This is a genomic window from Nocardioides sp. CFH 31398 (genome assembly GCF_022436705.1).
Lineage (GTDB): Bacteria > Actinomycetota > Actinomycetes > Propionibacteriales > Nocardioidaceae > Nocardioides.
In genome coordinates this window covers 45,798-61,504 of sequence record NZ_JAKUHT010000019.1, presented here as the reverse complement: position 1 = coordinate 61,504, position 15,707 = coordinate 45,798, and the positions used below count along the sequence as shown (strand labels likewise).

General features: G+C 75.1%; 14 protein-coding genes and 1 pseudogene. 11 read left to right on the top strand and 4 right to left on the bottom strand.

Annotated elements, in window-relative coordinates; genetic code table 11:
• The 6 genes and pseudogenes from MJ876_RS15135 to MJ876_RS15110 all read left to right on the top strand — a co-directional run.
• Window positions 1-778: pseudogene (locus tag MJ876_RS15135) on the top strand (DNA polymerase III subunit gamma/tau); the annotation flags it as partial.
• 64 nt (window positions 779-842) lie between these two features.
• A complete protein-coding gene (locus tag MJ876_RS15130; RefSeq protein ID WP_240237497.1) occupies window positions 843-1,253 on the top strand; it encodes a YbaB/EbfC family nucleoid-associated protein in 411 nt (136 codons plus the stop codon).
• 19 nt (window positions 1,254-1,272) lie between these two features.
• Window positions 1,273-1,872 (top strand): recombination mediator RecR, encoded by a 600-nt coding sequence (gene recR, locus MJ876_RS15125; protein ID WP_240237495.1) that lies wholly within the window; start codon window positions 1,273-1,275, stop codon window positions 1,870-1,872.
• Window positions 1,865-2,521, top strand: a complete 657-nt coding sequence (locus MJ876_RS15120; RefSeq protein ID WP_240237493.1) for a DUF5063 domain-containing protein — start codon at window positions 1,865-1,867, stop codon at window positions 2,519-2,521. The genes recR and MJ876_RS15120 overlap by 8 nt, the downstream gene beginning before the upstream one ends.
• A gap of 46 nt (window positions 2,522-2,567) precedes the next feature.
• Window positions 2,568-3,872: an aspartate kinase gene (locus tag MJ876_RS15115; protein WP_240237491.1), complete on the top strand. Its 1,305-nt coding sequence runs from the start codon at window positions 2,568-2,570 to the stop codon at window positions 3,870-3,872.
• Window positions 3,872-4,930, top strand: a complete 1,059-nt coding sequence (locus MJ876_RS15110) for an aspartate-semialdehyde dehydrogenase (protein WP_240237489.1) — start codon at window positions 3,872-3,874, stop codon at window positions 4,928-4,930. Before MJ876_RS15115 ends, MJ876_RS15110 begins: the two co-directional genes overlap by 1 nt.
• Here the strand turns inward: MJ876_RS15110 and MJ876_RS15105 are convergent.
• Entirely contained in the window at window positions 4,927-6,051 is a 1,125-nt protein-coding gene (locus MJ876_RS15105; protein WP_240237487.1) for a hypothetical protein, read from the bottom strand. The genes MJ876_RS15110 and MJ876_RS15105 overlap by 4 nt on opposite strands.
• A gap of 151 nt (window positions 6,052-6,202) precedes the next feature.
• On the opposite strand from MJ876_RS15105, the gene MJ876_RS15100 reads away from it, so the two are divergent.
• The 4 genes from MJ876_RS15100 to MJ876_RS15085 are packed head-to-tail and all read left to right on the top strand — an operon-like array spanning window position 6,203 to window position 12,222.
• Complete coding sequence (locus tag MJ876_RS15100) at window positions 6,203-7,660, top strand: xanthine dehydrogenase small subunit (protein ID WP_240237486.1); 1,458 nt, start codon at window positions 6,203-6,205, stop codon at window positions 7,658-7,660.
• A complete protein-coding gene (locus MJ876_RS15095) occupies window positions 7,657-10,083 on the top strand; it encodes a xanthine dehydrogenase molybdopterin binding subunit (protein ID WP_240237485.1) in 2,427 nt (808 codons plus the stop codon). Before MJ876_RS15100 ends, MJ876_RS15095 begins: the two co-directional genes overlap by 4 nt.
• A 10-nt stretch (window positions 10,084-10,093) precedes the next feature.
• Window positions 10,094-10,930: a xanthine dehydrogenase accessory protein XdhC gene (xdhC, locus tag MJ876_RS15090; protein WP_240237484.1), complete on the top strand. Its 837-nt coding sequence runs from the start codon at window positions 10,094-10,096 to the stop codon at window positions 10,928-10,930.
• Window positions 10,930-12,222 carry a guanine deaminase gene (locus MJ876_RS15085; RefSeq protein ID WP_240237483.1) on the top strand — a complete coding sequence of 431 codons (1,293 nt, stop codon included), beginning with the start codon at window positions 10,930-10,932 and terminating at the stop codon, window positions 12,220-12,222. The genes xdhC and MJ876_RS15085 overlap by 1 nt, the downstream gene beginning before the upstream one ends.
• Here MJ876_RS15085 and MJ876_RS15080 read toward each other — a convergent pair.
• Window positions 12,219-13,301 carry a B12-binding domain-containing protein gene (locus MJ876_RS15080; protein WP_240237482.1) on the bottom strand — a complete coding sequence of 361 codons (1,083 nt, stop codon included), beginning with the start codon at window positions 13,299-13,301 and terminating at the stop codon, window positions 12,219-12,221. The genes MJ876_RS15085 and MJ876_RS15080 overlap by 4 nt on opposite strands.
• A 122-nt stretch (window positions 13,302-13,423) precedes the next feature.
• Here MJ876_RS15080 and MJ876_RS15075 point away from each other — a divergent pair, with 122 nt between their 5' ends.
• The gene (locus MJ876_RS15075; RefSeq protein WP_240237481.1) at window positions 13,424-14,239 is read left to right on the top strand and encodes a class I SAM-dependent methyltransferase; all 816 of its coding nucleotides are present in this window, start codon (window positions 13,424-13,426) and stop codon (window positions 14,237-14,239) included.
• A 4-nt stretch (window positions 14,240-14,243) separates the two neighbouring features.
• Here MJ876_RS15075 and pucL read toward each other — a convergent pair whose 3' ends face one another.
• Both pucL and uraD read right to left on the bottom strand, forming a co-directional pair.
• Window positions 14,244-15,203, bottom strand: a complete 960-nt coding sequence (pucL, locus tag MJ876_RS15070) for a factor-independent urate hydroxylase (protein WP_240237479.1) — start codon at window positions 15,201-15,203, stop codon at window positions 14,244-14,246.
• On the bottom strand, window positions 15,200-15,706 hold the full coding sequence (gene uraD, locus MJ876_RS15065) for a 2-oxo-4-hydroxy-4-carboxy-5-ureidoimidazoline decarboxylase (protein WP_240237477.1): 507 nt from the start codon (window positions 15,704-15,706) through the stop codon (window positions 15,200-15,202). The genes pucL and uraD overlap by 4 nt, the downstream gene beginning before the upstream one ends.
• Window position 15,707: the final 1 nt, after the last annotated feature.

Below are 15,707 nucleotides of genomic sequence, written 5' to 3'. Positions count from 1 at the left end.
CGAGCCCGACCCCGTCGTCCCGCCGAGCCCGGAGCCCGAGCCCGCCCCCGCCGCCCGGGAGACCGCGCCGACGCCTCCGCCGGCCGCCCCACGCGCCGCCCCACGCGCCGAGCCGCCCCCCGCGCCGGCCCCCTCCAGCGGCGGGATGACGCTGGTGGAGGTCCGCCGGTTGTGGCCCGACGTGGTCGATGCGGCCAAGGACCGTCGCCGTGTCACCTGGATGCACCTGTCGCAGAACAGCCAGGTCGTCGGGGTCGACGGCAACGTCGTCACCCTCGGCTTCACCAACGCCGGCGCCCGCGACTCGTTCGTCGGCGGCGGGTCGCCCGACCTGGTCGCCGAGATCGCGTCCGAGGTGCTCGGTGCGCGGTGGCGCATCGAGGCGATCATGGACCCGGGTGTCCGACCCGGCTCGCCGCCGCCCCCGCCCGCGGCGGCGCCGGTCGGTCGGGAGCCCCTCGAGGTGCCGCCCGCGGACACCGGCCCCGAGGCGGAACCCGTGCCGCCGCCGCCCGAGCCGGTGGACGACGACCCGGGCCCGCCCGGTCGTGACCCGGGGCCCGCCCAGGACCGGGTCGCCGAGGCTCGGGCCTCGGCCCGCGAGGCCATCACCGCCACCCGGCCCGCCGGGCCGCCGCCGTCCGCCGGCGGCCCCGACGTCGACGCCGACGGCGGCGCCGACCGCGACGACCCCGACGTGGACGACGAGCTGGCGGGCACCGAGCTGCTGCAGCGCGAGCTGGGCGCCCGGGTGATCGACGAGATCCCCCGCACGTGACCCCGCCCCGCACCCCAGACCCTCGACACACCGACCGGACCCGAACCGACCAGAGGCGGTACCCATGACCCAGAATCCCTTCGACGCCCTCGGTGGCGGCGGCGGCTTCGACATGAACGCGCTGCTCGCCCAGGCACAGCAGATGCAGCAGCAGCTCGAGCAGGCCCAGGCCGACCTGGCCGAGGCCACGGTCGAGGGCAGCGTCGGCGGCGGCGACGTCACCGTGACGGTCACCGGCACCGGCGAGCTGGCCGGCGTCACCGTGAAGCCGGGCCGGTTCGACGGCTCGAGCGAGGACGACCTCGGCGACCTCGGCGACCTCGTCGTGGCGGCGTACCGCGACGCCAAGTCGCGCGCCGACGCGCTGGCGGCCGAGAAGCTCGGCCCGCTCGCGGGCGGCCTGGGCGGGGGGATGCCCGAGGGCCTCGGCGGCCCGGGCGGCCTGCCCGGCGGCGGCAACCCCACCGGATTCTGAGGGGCCGGGACCACACACCGTGTACGAGGGCGTCGTCCAGGACCTCATCGACGAGCTCGGGCGCCTGCCCGGGGTCGGTCCCAAGAGCGCCCAGCGGATCGCGTTCCACCTGCTGCAGGCCGACCCCGTCGACGTCCGCCGGCTCGCCGACGTGCTGGTCGAGGTCAAGGCGCGGGTGAAGTTCTGCTCCGTCTGCTTCAACGTCTCCGAGGACGAGCAGTGCCGCATCTGCCGTGACCCGCGCCGCGATCCCTCGGTGATCTGCGTGGTCGAGGAGTACAAGGACGTCGTGGCGATCGAGCGGACCCGGGAGTACCGCGGTCGCTACCACGTGCTCGGCGGGGCCATCTCGCCGATCGAGGGCATCGGCCCGGAGCAGCTGCACATCACCGAGCTCATGTCACGCCTGGCCGACGGGGCGATCACCGAGGTCATCCTGGCCACCGACCCCAACCTCGAGGGGGAGGCGACGGCGACGTTCCTCACACGTGCGCTGCGTCCCATGGGCTTGCGTGTGACTCGTCTCGCGAGTGGACTGCCCGTAGGTGGTGACCTGGAGTACGCGGACGAAGTCACCCTCGGACGGGCGTTCGCAGGACGGAGGAGTGCCGATGCGTGAGCCGACCGAGAACCAGACCGTGACCGAGACGGTGGTGGGGGTGCCCCCCGAGACCGCTCCCGACAGCATCTCGCCCGACCGCGCCCACGAGGTGGCCGCGCGGATCGAGCAGTTCCTCGACGCCCTGATGACCATCGCCCGCGAGGGCGACCCCGGTCGGGGCGTCTCCCTGCTCCTGGTGGAGGTGTCCGAGGTGCTGCTGGCCGGCGCCGGTCTCGCCGTGCGGGAGGACTTCACGCCCGCCAGCGAGTTCGAGCCGGACGACGGCCCCGACCCCGACCTCGACACCATGCGCGAGCAGCTGGCGACGATGCTCGGCGGCGCCGACGTGTACGGCGAGGTGTTCGACCCCTACCTGCCGGAGGACCTCGTGCCCTCCCGGCTGTCGGACGACCTCACCAGCGTCGCCACGGCGCTGGCGCACGGCCTGCGGCACTACCGCGGCGGCCGGGTGCGCGAGGCGCTGTGGTGGTGGCAGTACAGCTACGTCGCGAGCTGGGGCGCGGAGGCCTCCGCCGCCCTGCGGGCGCTGCAGTCGATCATCACCCACGACCGTCTCGACGCCGACACCGAGAGCCTCGAGATCGAGGCGGAGCAGCTCGCGGCCGCCGATGAGATGCTCACGGAGAGCAGTCCCCCCGCGCCGTAGACTGTCCTGCGGCCTGTCACCGACCCGAGCAGGAGGGGCCGCCGAAGTGGGAATCGTCGTGCAGAAGTACGGAGGGTCCTCCGTCTCCGACGCGTCGGCCATCAAGCGGGTCGCCCGGCGCATCGTCGAGGCCAAGAAGGCCGGCAAGGACGTCGTCGTCGCGGTCTCCGCGATGGGCGACAGCACCGACGAGCTGCTCGACCTCGCGAGCCAGGTCAGCCCGCTGCCGCCGGCGCGCGAGCTCGACATGCTGCTCACCTCCGGTGAGCGCATCTCGATGGCGCTGGTGGCCATGGCCATCTCCGACCTCGGCTTCAGCGCCCGGTCGTTCACGGGCTCCCAGGCCGGCGTGATCACCGACTCGGTGCACGGCAAGGCGAAGATCATCGACGTCACGCCCGGCCGCATCTCCACCGCGCTGGACGAGGGCCACATCGTCATCGTGGCCGGCTTCCAGGGTGTCTCCGCGGACACCAAGGAAATCACCACCCTCGGCCGCGGCGGCACCGACACCACGGCCGTGGCCCTCGCGGCCGCGCTGGACGCCGAGGTCTGCGAGATCTACACCGACGTCGACGGCGTCTTCACCGCCGACCCGCGGATCGTCCCCGCCGCCCGCAAGCTCGACCGGGTCACCTACGAGGAGATGCTGGAGCTCGCCGCCTGCGGCGCGAAGATCCTGCACCTGCGCTGCGTCGAGTACGCCCGCAACCACGGCATCCCGATCCACGTGCGGTCGTCGTTCAGCCAGCTCGAGGGCACGACGGTCAGCGGCAGCATCGACGACATCCCGATCATCCCCCCGACCGGCCCCGACGAGGAGGCACCGATGGAGCAGGCGATCATCGCCGGCGTCGCCCACGACCGCAGCGAGGCGAAGGTCACCGTCGTCGGCGTGCCGGACAAGGTGGGCGAGGCCGCCCGGCTGTTCGAGGCGCTCGCGAACGCGCAGATCAACCTGGACATGATCGTCCAGAACGTCTCCGCCGCCGCGACGAACCTCACCGACATCTCCTTCACGCTGCCCCGCAGCGACGGGCAGACCGCGATGGCGGCGCTCGCCGCGTTGCAGAGCGTCGTCGGGTTCGACTCGCTGCTGTACGACGACAAGATCGGCAAGGTCTCCCTGATCGGCGCCGGGATGCGCTCGCACCCGGGCGTCACCGCCAAGTTCTTCACCGCCCTCGCCGAGGCCGGGGTGAACATCGGCATGATCTCCACCTCGGAGATCCGCATCAGCGTCGTGGTCGACGAGGACGACGTGGACGCCGCGGTCGCCGCGACCCACACGGCGTTCGACCTGGACGCCAGCGAGGTCGAGGCGGTCGTGTACGGCGGGAGTGGTCGCTGATGGGTGCGAACCTGACCCAGGACGGTCTCCGCGTCGGCGTCGTCGGCGCCACCGGGCAGGTCGGCGTCGTCATGCGCCGCCTGCTCGCGGAGCGCTCCTTCCCGATCGCCGAGCTGCGCTTCTTCGCCTCCGCGCGCTCCGCCGGCAGCACCCTGCCGTTCGGCGACACCGAGATCACCGTCGAGGACGCCTCGACCGCGGACCCGACCGGGCTCGACGTGGCCCTGTTCTCCGCCGGCGCCTCCACCTCCCGCGCGCTCGCTGAGGCGTGGGGCGCGAAGGGCGTCGTGGTCGTCGACAACTCCTCGGCGTTCCGCATGGACCCCGACGTCCCGCTCGTGGTCTCCGAGGTCAACCCGGGCGCCGCCGAGCGTCGTCCGAAGGGGATCATCGCGAACCCGAACTGCACCACGATGGCCGCGATGCCGGTCCTCAAGCCGCTGCACGACGCGGCCGGCCTGCAGCGGCTGATCGTGGCGACCTACCAGGCAGTCTCCGGCTCCGGCGTCGCCGGTGTCGCCGAGCTCGCCGGCCAGGTCGCCGCCGCGGGGGAGAAGGCCACCGAGCTCACCCACGACGGCTCCGCGGTCGCCCTGCCGGAGCCGACGGTCTACACCCACCCCATCGCCTACAACGTGCTGCCCGAGGCGGGCTCGTTCGTCGACGACGGCCTGGGGGAGACCGTGGAGGAGCAGAAGCTCCGGTTCGAGACCCGCAAGATCCTCGACGTCCCGGGCCTGCCGGTCTCCGGGATCTGCGTGCGGGTGCCCGTCTTCAGCGGCCACAGCCTCGCGATCAACGCGGAGTTCGCCCAGCCGATGCCCGTCGCGACCGCCCGTGAGCTGCTCGCGTCGGCGCCCGGCGTCGAGCTGTCCGACGTCCCGACGCCGCTCCAGGCGGCCGGCCGCGACCCGTCGTACGTCGGTCGGCTGCGGCAGGACGAGGGCGTGCCGGACGACCGCGGTCTCGCGCTGTTCGTCAGCGGCGACAACCTCCGCAAGGGCGCGGCGCTGAACACGATCCAGATCGCGGAGCTGCTGCTCCCCGCTGACCGCTAGCGCGGCATCGGGGCCTCGGCCGGCTCCTCGTCGTCCACGGGCGTCGACTCGGTGCCGAAGGTCGTCGTGATGGCGTGCGACCCCACGAAGCACGCGGCGGCGACCACGGGGACGACGAGCAGCATCCACCACGACGTCAGCACGTCGACGAGCAGCAGCATCAGCACCACGCACATCACGGCCACGGCGAGCAGGCTGGTGCTCGCCGGGTCGGGCTGGCCCCACGAGCGCAGCAGCGCGGCGCCGAGCAGGAACCCCGCAAGCACGATCGCCAGGATCACCAGGTAGCCGACGCCGCCGCAGGACGACGTCCCGCGGACGAGCTGGCACCCGTTGAGGGCGGCGATCGTGAGGACCACGGTCAGCAGGCCGACGGCGAGGCCGCTGAGGGCGGCCGCGACGCGCGGCGCCACGGGCGGCAGCGGCGGCAGCCGCAGGGAGGCCATCGACGCGAGGTCCACCTGGCGTCGCCGCGGGCGACCCTTCTCCTGCCCCGCCTCGTCGGCGCCGCCCTCGGTGCTGGTGGGCGGCAGGGTCGGGACGGTGGCGACGCCGCCGTCGGGGTCGTCGGGCTCGTGGGTGCCGTCGATGTCGTGCTCGTCGACCACCACGACCGGCGGGGTCGCCTCGACGGGGAGGAACACCTCGGTCTCGTCGTCGGCACCGCCCGCGGCGGGGGCAGGGACGGGCTCGGGATCCTGCGCCGGTCGACGACGCCACCGGCCCAGCGCCGGCAGGCGCCGCGTCGTGGCGGCCGGGGCGGCAGCGGGCTCGGGTGCGGTCTCCGGCTCCGGCTCCGGGGCGACCGCGACCGGCTCGGGTTCGGGGACCGGCTCGGGCTCGGGGACGGGCTCGGGGACGGGCTCGGGCTCGGGGACGGGCTCGGGCTCGGGGACGGGCTCGGGCTCGGGGACCGGCTCGGGCTCGGGGACCGGCTCGGGCTCGGGGACCGGCTCGGGCTCGGGGACGGGCGCGGGCTCCGGGACCGGCTCGGGCTCGACGACCGGGGGCGCAGCGGCCTCGGACTCCTCGGTGGGGCGCTCCTTGCGGCGTCGCCCGAAGCGGCGCAGCGTCGGGAGCTCGAGGGAGGGCTCGGTCCGCTCCTCGTCGTTCTCGGCCATGCGCCGATTCTCGCACCACGTCGGACGCGGCACCGACGGACGCGTCAGCCGACGCGGGAGTGAGGACACCCCGGCCACCGCCGGCGTCCGTTCCACAACGATCCGACCACGACGCGGGCCTCGGGCGGGGCGGGGAGGCAGGATCGGGCCCATGGAGGCACCGGACGTCGTCGTCAACGGCCGCGCGGTCCCGTTCGTGGGGGCCACGCCCCACACCACCGCGCTCGACTGGCTGCGGGGGCTCGGCCTGACCGGGGCCAAGGAGGGGTGTGCGGAGGGGGAGTGCGGCGCCTGCTCGGTCATGGTCGCCCGCCCCGGCGTCGAGGCCCCCACCGAGTGGACGGCGCTCAACGCGTGCCTCATGCCCGCCGCCCAGCTGGCCGGGCAGGAGGTCGTCACCGCCGAGGGACTCGCCGACGGCGACACGCTGCACCCCGTCCAGGCCGAGATGGCCGCCCGCGGCGGGTCGCAGTGCGGCTACTGCACCCCCGGGTTCGTCTGCTCCATGGCGGCGGAGTTCTACCGGCCGGGCCGGCGAGAGGCCCCCCGGTCCGCCGAGGCGGAGGAGGGCCACGAGTGCGGCCCCAACGGCTTCGACCTGCACGCCCTGAGCGGCAACCTGTGCCGCTGCACCGGCTACCGGCCGATCCGGGCGGCGGCGTACGCCGTGGGGCAGGCCGAGGACGACGACCCGCTCACCGCCCGCACGCGGCAGCAGCCGCCGGCCACCACGTACGCCGAGCTGGCGGCGGACGGGGCGCGGTTCGTCCGGCCCGCGGACCTCCCCGCCCTGCTCGACCTGCTCGCCGCGGAGCCGGACGCCGTCCTCGTCGCCGGCAGCACCGACCACGGGGTCGAGGTCAACCTGCGCGGCCGGCGCCCGCCGCTCACGGTCGCGGTCGACCGGCTCGACGAGCTCCGCGGCTTCGCGGTCGCCGACGACCACGTCGAGCTCGGCGCCGCGCTCAGCCTCACCGAGATCGAGCGCCGCCTGGCCGGTCGGCTGCCGCTGGTGGGGCAGATGACGGAGCAGTTCGCGAGCCGGCTGATCCGCAACGGCGCCACGCTGGGGGGCAACCTCGGCACCGGCTCGCCCATCGGCGACGCCGCACCGTCTCTCCTCGCGCTCGAGGCGGAGGTGGTCCTCGCCTCCGTCGAGGGTGATCGCACCGTCGCCCTGGCGGACTACTTCACCGGCTACCGCGCCAGCGTCCGCCGCCCCGGCGAGGTGATCCGGGCGGTGCGGGTCCCGCTGCCCGCCCGCGGCCTGACGGCGTTCCACAAGATCGCCAAGCGCCGCTTCGACGACATCTCCAGCGTCGCGGTCGGCTTCGCCCTCGACGTGGACGACGGCGTCGTGACCGCTGCCCGCATCGGGCTGGGCGGCGTCGCCGCGACACCGATCCGCGCCCGCGCCACCGAGGCCGTCCTCGAGGGCCGCCCCTGGGACGCCGCCACCGTCGCCGAGGCCGCCGACGTCCTCGGCCGCGAGGGCACCCCGCTCGACGACCACCGCGCGAGCGCGGCGTACCGCGCCGCCATGCTCCGCACCTCGCTGCTGAAGCTGCACGCCGAGAACCCGGCGCCCGAGCTGGAGGCCAGCGCATGAGCCGGGCGCCCGAGCACCTGGCCCGCGACCTGGCCCGGCGTCCTGCCCGCGGCGTCGTGGTGGGGGAGCACCTGCCGCACGAGAGCGCCGCCGGCCACGTGACCGGCGCCGCGCTCTACACCGACGACCTGGTCGGCCGGACCCCCGGCTGCCTGCACGCGCACCCCGTCCAGGTCCCCGTCGCGCACGCCCGCGTCACGGGGCTCCGCGTCGCCCCGGCGTACGACGTCCCGGGCGTCGTGCGGGTGCTGACGGCCGCCGACGTCCCCGGCGTGAACGACGCGGGGATCAAGCACGACGAGCCGCTCTTCACCGACGAGGTCATGTTCCACGGCCACGCCGTCGCCTGGGTGCTCGGCGAGACGCTCGAGGCCGCCCGCCGCGGCGCCCTGGCCGTCGAGGTGGACCTCACCGAGCTGCCGGCGCTGGTCAGCGTCCACGACGCGATCGCGGCCGGCAGCTTCCAGGGCGGGCAGCCGACGCTGGCTCGCGGGGACGTCGAGCGGGCGCTGGAGGACGCCGCCCACGTGTTCTCCGGCGAGACCGAGATGGCCGGCCAGGAGCACTTCTACCTCGAGACCCACTGCTCGCTGGCCCTGGTCGACGAGGCGGGACAGGTCTTCGTCCAGTCGTCGACGCAGCACCCGACGGAGACGCAGGAGATCGTCGCCCACGTCCTCGGCATCGCCAGCCACGAGGTCACCGTGCAGTGCCTGCGGATGGGCGGCGGGTTCGGTGGCAAGGAGATGCAGCCGCACGGGTACGCCGCCGTGGCCGCGCTCGGCGCCCGCCTCACGGGCCGCCCGGTGCGGGTGCGGCTGACCCGCAGCCAGGACATGACGATGACCGGCAAGCGCCACGGCTTCCACGCCGCCTGGCGCGCCGGGTTCGACGCCGACGCCCGGCTGGTCGCCCTCGACGCCACGCTGACCTCGGACGGCGGGTGGAGCCTCGACCTGTCCGAGCCGGTGCTGGCCCGGGCGCTGTGCCACGTCGACAACGCCTACTGGATCCCGCACGTGCGCGTGAACGGCCGCGTCGCGCAGACCCACAAGACCTCGCAGACCGCCTTCCGCGGGTTCGGCGGGCCGCAGGGGATGTTCGTGGTCGAGGACGTCCTCGGCCGCTGCGCGCCGCGTCTCGGCGTGCCCGCGCACGTGCTGCGGGAGCGGAACTTCTACGCCGACGGCCAGGACACGCCGTACGGGCAGCCGGTGAAGCAGCCCGAGCGCCTCCACCGGGCCTGGGCGACGCTGAGCAGCGAGGCCGACCTCGAGGCACGCCGCGCCGAGGTCGCCGCCTTCAACGCCGCGCACCCGCACACCAAGCGCGGGCTGGCGACGACCCCGGTCAAGTTCGGCATCTCGTTCAACCTCACCGCCTTCAACCAGGCCGGCGCGCTGGTGCACGTCTACAAGGACGGCTCGGTGCTGGTGAACCACGGCGGCACCGAGATGGGCCAGGGCCTGCACACCAAGATGCTGCAGGTCGCCGCCACCGCGCTGGGGGTGCCGCTGTCGCGGGTGCGTCTCGCGCCGACGCGGACCGACAAGGTGCCCAACACCTCCGCGACCGCCGCCAGCTCCGGCGCCGACCTCAACGGGGCGGCGATCCGCGACGCCTGCGAGCAGATCACCGCGCGGCTGCTCGAGGTCGACCCGGACTCCTCGATGTCGTGGGAGGACCGGGTCCGGACGGCGTACATGTCGCGCGTCCAGCTCTTCGCCGCCGGCTTCTACAAGACCGAGGGGCTGCACTGGGACTCCGCCGCGATGCGCGGCGAGCCGTTCAAGTACTTCGCGTACGGCGTCGCCGCCGCCGAGGTGGAGGTCGACGGGTTCACCGGCGGCTACCGCACCCGGCGGGTGGACGTCGTCCACGACGTCGGCGCGAGCCTCTCGCCGCTCGTGGACGTCGGGCAGATCGAGGGCGGCTACGTGCAGGGGGCGGGCTGGCTGACGCTGGAGGACCTGCGCTGGGACGAGAGCGACGGCCCCGGCCGCGGGCGCCTGCTGACCCAGGCGGCCAGCACCTACAAGCTGCCGAGCCTCTCGGAGATGCCCGAGGACTTCCGCGTCACCCTGCTGCCCGACGCCTCCGAGGACGGCGCGGTGTACGGCGGCAAGGCCGTCGGCGAGCCGCCGCTCATGCTCGCCTTCGCCACGCGCGAGGCGCTGCGGGAGGCCGTCGCCGCGTTCGGGCCGGACGGCGAGGGGCCGCGGCCCGGCGTCCACCTGGCCTCGCCGGCGACCCCCGAGGCGGTGTGGTGGGCGATCGAGCGCGCCCGCGCCGGTGGGGACGACCGGCTGGTCCTCGGCGACCCCGCGGAGCCCGACGACACGGGCATCGTGCCGCCGCAGCCGGACGGGCCGGCGTACCGCCCGTCCTCCGAGCGGCTGGCGCAGGACCAGGACCCGTCGTGAGGGGGGAGCCATGAGATGGGAGCAGGCCGTCCGGCGGCTGCGCGCCGAGCGGCGCCCCGGCGTCCTCGTGACGGTGGCCGCCGCCCGGGGCCACGCCCCGCGGGCGGCCGGCGCGAAGCTGGTCGTCACCGCGGACGCCGCGTGGGGCACCGTCGGCGGCGGCAACCTGGAGGCCGTCGCGACGGAGCGGGCCCGCGCGCTGCTGGCCGCCGGGGCGAGCGACGCTGCGCTGGAGACGGTGGCGCTGTCGGACCGGGCGCCGTACCGCCACGGCGTGCAGTGCTGCGGCGGCGAGGTGACGCTGCTGCACGAGCCGCTGCCGGTCGTCCCGGCCGTCGCGGTGTTCGGGGTGGGTCACGTCGGGCTGGAGCTCGCGCGGGTGCTGGCCCGGCACGACCTCGACCTGCACCTCGTCGACTCCCGCGCCGAGCAGCTGACCGACGAGCGCCTCGCGGTGCTCGACGACGCGGTGGCCGACGTCCACGTGCACCGCGTCCCCGTGCTGCCCGAGCTGGTCGTCGCGGAGCTGCCCGCCGGCACCCACGTGCTCGTCATGACGCACGACCACGCCGAGGACGTCGCGCTCTGCGACGCCGCGCTGCGGGCCGAGCACCTCGGCTCCGTCGGGCTCATCGGCTCGGCCGGCAAGTGGGCCCGCTTCACCGCGCGGCTCGCCGAGGAGGGCCACGACCCGGCGCGGGTCGCCGCGATCCGCACCCCCATCGGGCTGCCCGACCTCGTCGGCAAGGAGCCCGCCGTCATCGCCGTCAGCGTCGCCGCCGACCTGCTGCAGCGCTTCGCCGCCGAGCGCGTGACCGGGGGCGTGACCGGACGGGTGGAGGCCTGATGCTCGTCCGTGCCCGGGTGCTCGACACCCCCGACGACCCCTTCGCCGGCGGCACGCTGCGCAGCGACGACGACGCCGGCCTGCTCGTCGTCGACGGCGTCGTGGCCGCGCGGGGACCCTTCGCGGAGGTGCTCGCCGCGGCGCCGGGCCACGAGGTCGTCGACCTGCGCGACGGGCTGCTGCTGCCCGGGTTCGTGGACACCCACGTGCACCTCCCGCAGGTCCGCGTCATCGCCGGGCTCGGGATGCCGCTGCTGGAGTGGCTCGAGCGGTGCGCCCTGCCCGAGGAGGCCCGCCTGGCCGACCCGGCGTACGCCGCCTCGGTGGCGACCGACTTCGTGTCGGGGCTGGTGCAGGCCGGGACGACGTCCGCGCTCGTGTTCGGCGCCCACTTCGCCCCCGCGGTCGACCTGCTCTTCGCCGAGGCCGCCGTCGCCGGCCTGCGCGTCACCGCCGGCCTCGTGGTGAGCGACCGGCTGCTGCGCGACGACCTGTGGACCACCCCGCAGCGCGCCTACGACGAGGGCCTCGCGCTGGCGCAGCGGTGGCACGGCGTCGACCGGGCCCGGTACGCCGTCACCCCCCGCTTCTCGCTGTCGTGCGGCGAGCCGCTGCTCGACGCCTGCGCCGCCCTGGCGCGGGAGGTCGACGGCGCGTTCGTCACCAGCCACATCAACGAGAACGTCGCCGAGGTGCTGGCGGTCGGCGAGGCCTGCTCGGCGTCGTACGTCGACAGCTACGACCGGCACGGCCTGCTCGACGGGCCGGCCGTCCTCGCCCACGACGTCCACCCGACCGGCGCCGAGCTCGTGACGCTCGCCGAGCGGGGCACGGCGGTGGCGCACTGCCCGACGTCCAACGGCGCCCTGGGCAGCGGGCTGTTCCCGCTGGCGCGCCACCTCACCGCCGGGGTCCCGGTCGCGCTCGGCTCCGACGTCGGCGCCGGCACGGGCTTCTCGCTGCTCAAGGAGGGCCTGCAGGCCTACTTCGTCCAGCAGCTCCTCGGCGACGCCGGCCACCCGCTCACCCCCGCGCACCTGCTGCACCTCGCGACCACCGCCGGCGCCGCCGCCCTCGGGCTGCCGGACGTCGGCCACCTCGGCGTCGGGATGCGCTTCGACGCCCAGCACTACCGGCCGGCCCCCGGCTCCACCCTGGACGTCGGGCTGCGCCACGCGGCGAGCCCGGACGACGCCCTGGCCAAGCTGTTCGCCCTCGGGACGCCGTCCGACGTGCGCACGGTGTGGGTCGACGGGGAGGTGGCGCACGCCGCCCTGGCGGTCGACGCCTAGGTCGCCGTCTCGCCCATGCCGGCCGCGGGCCGGTCCTCGCGGGAGGTCGCGGGGGGCGGGATGCGCAGGGGACCCGTCGGGCGTCGGGCCGCCGCCAGCAGGATGCGGGCGTTGTGCACCAGGCCCGCGGCGGCGGACCGGCTGGCGACGGGCTCCCGCAGGAGGTCGAGGACGCGGTCCACCAGGCCGGGGTCGAGGTCGCGGGCGGTGAGCACGCGTCCGAGCCAGTCGTTGGCCTCGAGCAGGATGGTCTCGTCGTCGGTGGCGAGGGTCGCCGACAGGCAGCCGACGAGGTGGTCCACCCAGCCCTCCAGGTCGCCGGGGTCGACGTCGGGGGCCTGGCCGGCACGGCGCAGCCCGACGGTCACGTAGGCGACCATCTGCTCGCGGTACTGCTCGAGCCACGCCACGTCGTCGGAGGCCGAGGCGGCGACGGAGCCGCTGAGACGGTCGGACTGCGGATCCTGCGCGATCGCGGTCACCCAGGCGACGGCCTCCTCCGGTCCGGCGCACCAGGCGCTGGCGCCGATCGCCCGGGCGCGCCTCTCGTCGTCCCCGAAGGCCTGGCCGCCGACCACGACCCGCAGGCCCTGGTCGCGCAGCCGCTTGACCAGGGCGCTGGCGCGGCCGAGTGAGGAGGTCAGCGAGGCGCTCAGCAGGACGGCGTCCGAGCGCTGGTTCACCGCACGCTCCAGCAGGGCGTCGGCGTCCGGCGTCCCGCCGACGTGGTCGACGCGCAGGCCGTGGGCCATGAGGATCTCGGAGACGACCAGGGAGGCGAAGGCGTGCTGCTCACCCTCGACGCAGGCCACCAGCACGAGGGGTCCGTCGCGGCGGGGCTGGGCGTTGAAGGAGCCGAGCCACAGCAGCAGGCCCTCGTTGACGGAGGTCGCCGTGTGCTCCTGCGCCACGCTCCACTCGCCGGTGGCCCACAGCTCGCCGACGCGGTGCTGGGCGACGAGGAGGTGGTCGCGCAGGATCTCGGCGGTCGACGCCCCCTCCGCGCGGAGTCGTTTGACCGCGGCGAGAGCCTGTCGGCGGTCGCCGGCGGCCACGGCCTGCCAGTAGTGCGGATCCATCGTGGAGGACGGTCCCCCGCTGGGGTCTTCGGTACACATGCGTCCTCCACCGTAGGCGGACCTGGGTGAGGTGCCCACCCGATCGCGTCGGCCACCACCTGAGAATGGTTATCATCCAAGGCGTGGACGAGGGACGCGAGGCCGCGACCGCGGCGATGTGGGACGGCGCCGACTACGAACGGCTGGCGTCGCGGTTCGCCCCGGCGGGCCATGCGGTGGCCGCCGCGGTCGAGGCCGCGGGAGCCCCGCCCGGGACGGTGCTCGACCTGGCGGCCGGCACGGGGACGGTCGCTCAGGCCATGGCCCGGCAGGGCCGCCGGGTGGAGGCCACGGACATCGCGCCGGGCCTGGTGGCGACCGGCCGGGCGCAGACCGACGCGCAGGCCCTCGACGTCCGTTGGCGGGTGGCCGCCATGGACGACCTCGACGAGCGCGGGGCCTACGCCGCGGTGACGTCGTCCTTCGGCATCATCTTCAGTCCCGAACCGGCGGCCACGCTGCGCCGGGTCCACGACGCGCTGGTCCCCGGGGGCGTCGTCGCGCTGTCCGCGTGGGCCCCGGACGGGTACGTCGCCCGCATGAGCGCTGCGATGGGGGCGCGGCTGTCCGAGCCCGGCCGGACGGCGGCGACGGCCTGGGTGCCGTGGGGCGACCCCGCCGTGCTCACCGATCGGCTGGGATCCGCAGGGTTCGTCGACGTCCGCGTCGTGAGGCGACGGCTGCCGTGGCGCTTTGCGAGCGTCGACGAGGCCGTCGACCTGCTCTTCGAGGCCTCGCCGGGGCACGTGGCCGCCGCCCGATTCTCCGGTGACGGTGCGGGGCTGCGAGGCGTGGTCCGTGCGCACCTGCTGGACTTCGCAGGCCTGAGCGACTCCGGCTCGGCCGTCGACACGGAGGCGGCCTACGTGCTGGCGTCCGCGCGGCGGCCGGTTGGCTGAGGCCTCAGCAGAACCCCGGGACCGCCAGCCAGGCGTTCCCGGGCCCGGGTGCGCCGTCGCGGACGACGGACGCCTCGATGAGCCCGTACGGCCGGTCGGCGGCGATGAACACCTCGCCGGGGTTCTCGAGGCCGAAGGGCGCGAGGTCGACGAGGAAGTGGTGCTTGTTCGGCGCGGAGAAGCGCACCTCGACGACCTCGTCGCGGGCCGCGAGGACAGCCTCGCCCATCGCGTACAACGTCTGCTGCAGCGCCTCGCTATGGGTCGTCGCGAACGCCTCGAGCATCACCCGGCGCGCCTCGGCGTTCGACGCGTCCCAGTCGACGCCCGCCACGACGGCGGCCGGGTCGTGACGCCAGCGGGTGACCAGCGAGGTGGCGAGGATGCGGTCGTCGGTCTCCGGCAGGGTCGTGTAGCGGTCCTTCAGGAACCCCCGGAACGCGGACCCGGTGGTCTTCATGACGACCAGGTCGGAGATGCCCGACAGCACCTGCGCGACGCGGTCCTGGCCGCGGCCGTCGACGGTGACGACCGTCGTGCGGACGTCGGAGCCGGCGCGGGCGAAGGCGTGGTCGTGCCCCGCGCCGTCCACCTCGAGGCGGGCCCAGGTGTGCTCGAGGACCTCGATCCGGGCCCCCGTCGCGGCGGGCGTGGCCTCGAGGAAGTGGTCGGCGAGGGTGAGGGCGTAGTCCTCGATCGCGCCGACGCCCTTCTCCTTCGCGAACGCGAACGCGGTGTTCTTCTGGGTGTCCGTCGGCAGCACGTCGGCCTGGTCGCCGGTGGTGTGCGCGGCGGTGAAGTCGCCGCGCAACGACGTCGACACGGTCAGGTCGCGGACCTCGTGGCGGGGGGTGTCCCGGAGCACCCGGACGACACGGTTCTCCGCCTTGCCGTACTGGTTGGCGCCGAGGTGGACGCCACTGCCGGTGCCGCCGGTGCCGCCGGTGCTGCCGGTGCTGCTCATGCCTGCTCCTGGGGGTCGAGGGTCCGGCGCAGCCGCAGCAGGGCGATGCGGCGCAGCTCGTCGGCGACCACGGCCGCCTCGGTCGCGTCGTCGTTCGCCAGCCGGGTCCGCGCGGCGGTGAGCACCTGCTCCGCGCTCAGCCCGCTGGCGCAGACGAGGAAGATCCGGTCGAACCGCTCCTCGTAGGCCCGGTTCGCCTCCAGCAGCGCCTGCTGGACGTCGGCCTCGGTCGACACCGACGACTGCTCCCGCCGCGAGAACGCCGCCTCGGTGCTGTCGCCCGTCGCCCGCTCCCCGATGCGCGGGTGCGCCGCCAGCGCCCGGTCGACCTCCTCGGGGGTGAACGTCCGGGCGGCGGCGTCCGCCACGGCCAGCGCGGCGTCCACGTCGCCGTACGGCCTGCCCTCGCGGACCGCGTCCGCCCACCGCGGCACGTCGCAGCAGGCGAGCAGCATCGCGGTCGCCTCCTCGTCGGGGGCCGCGTCGAACCGCGCGAGCGTCATC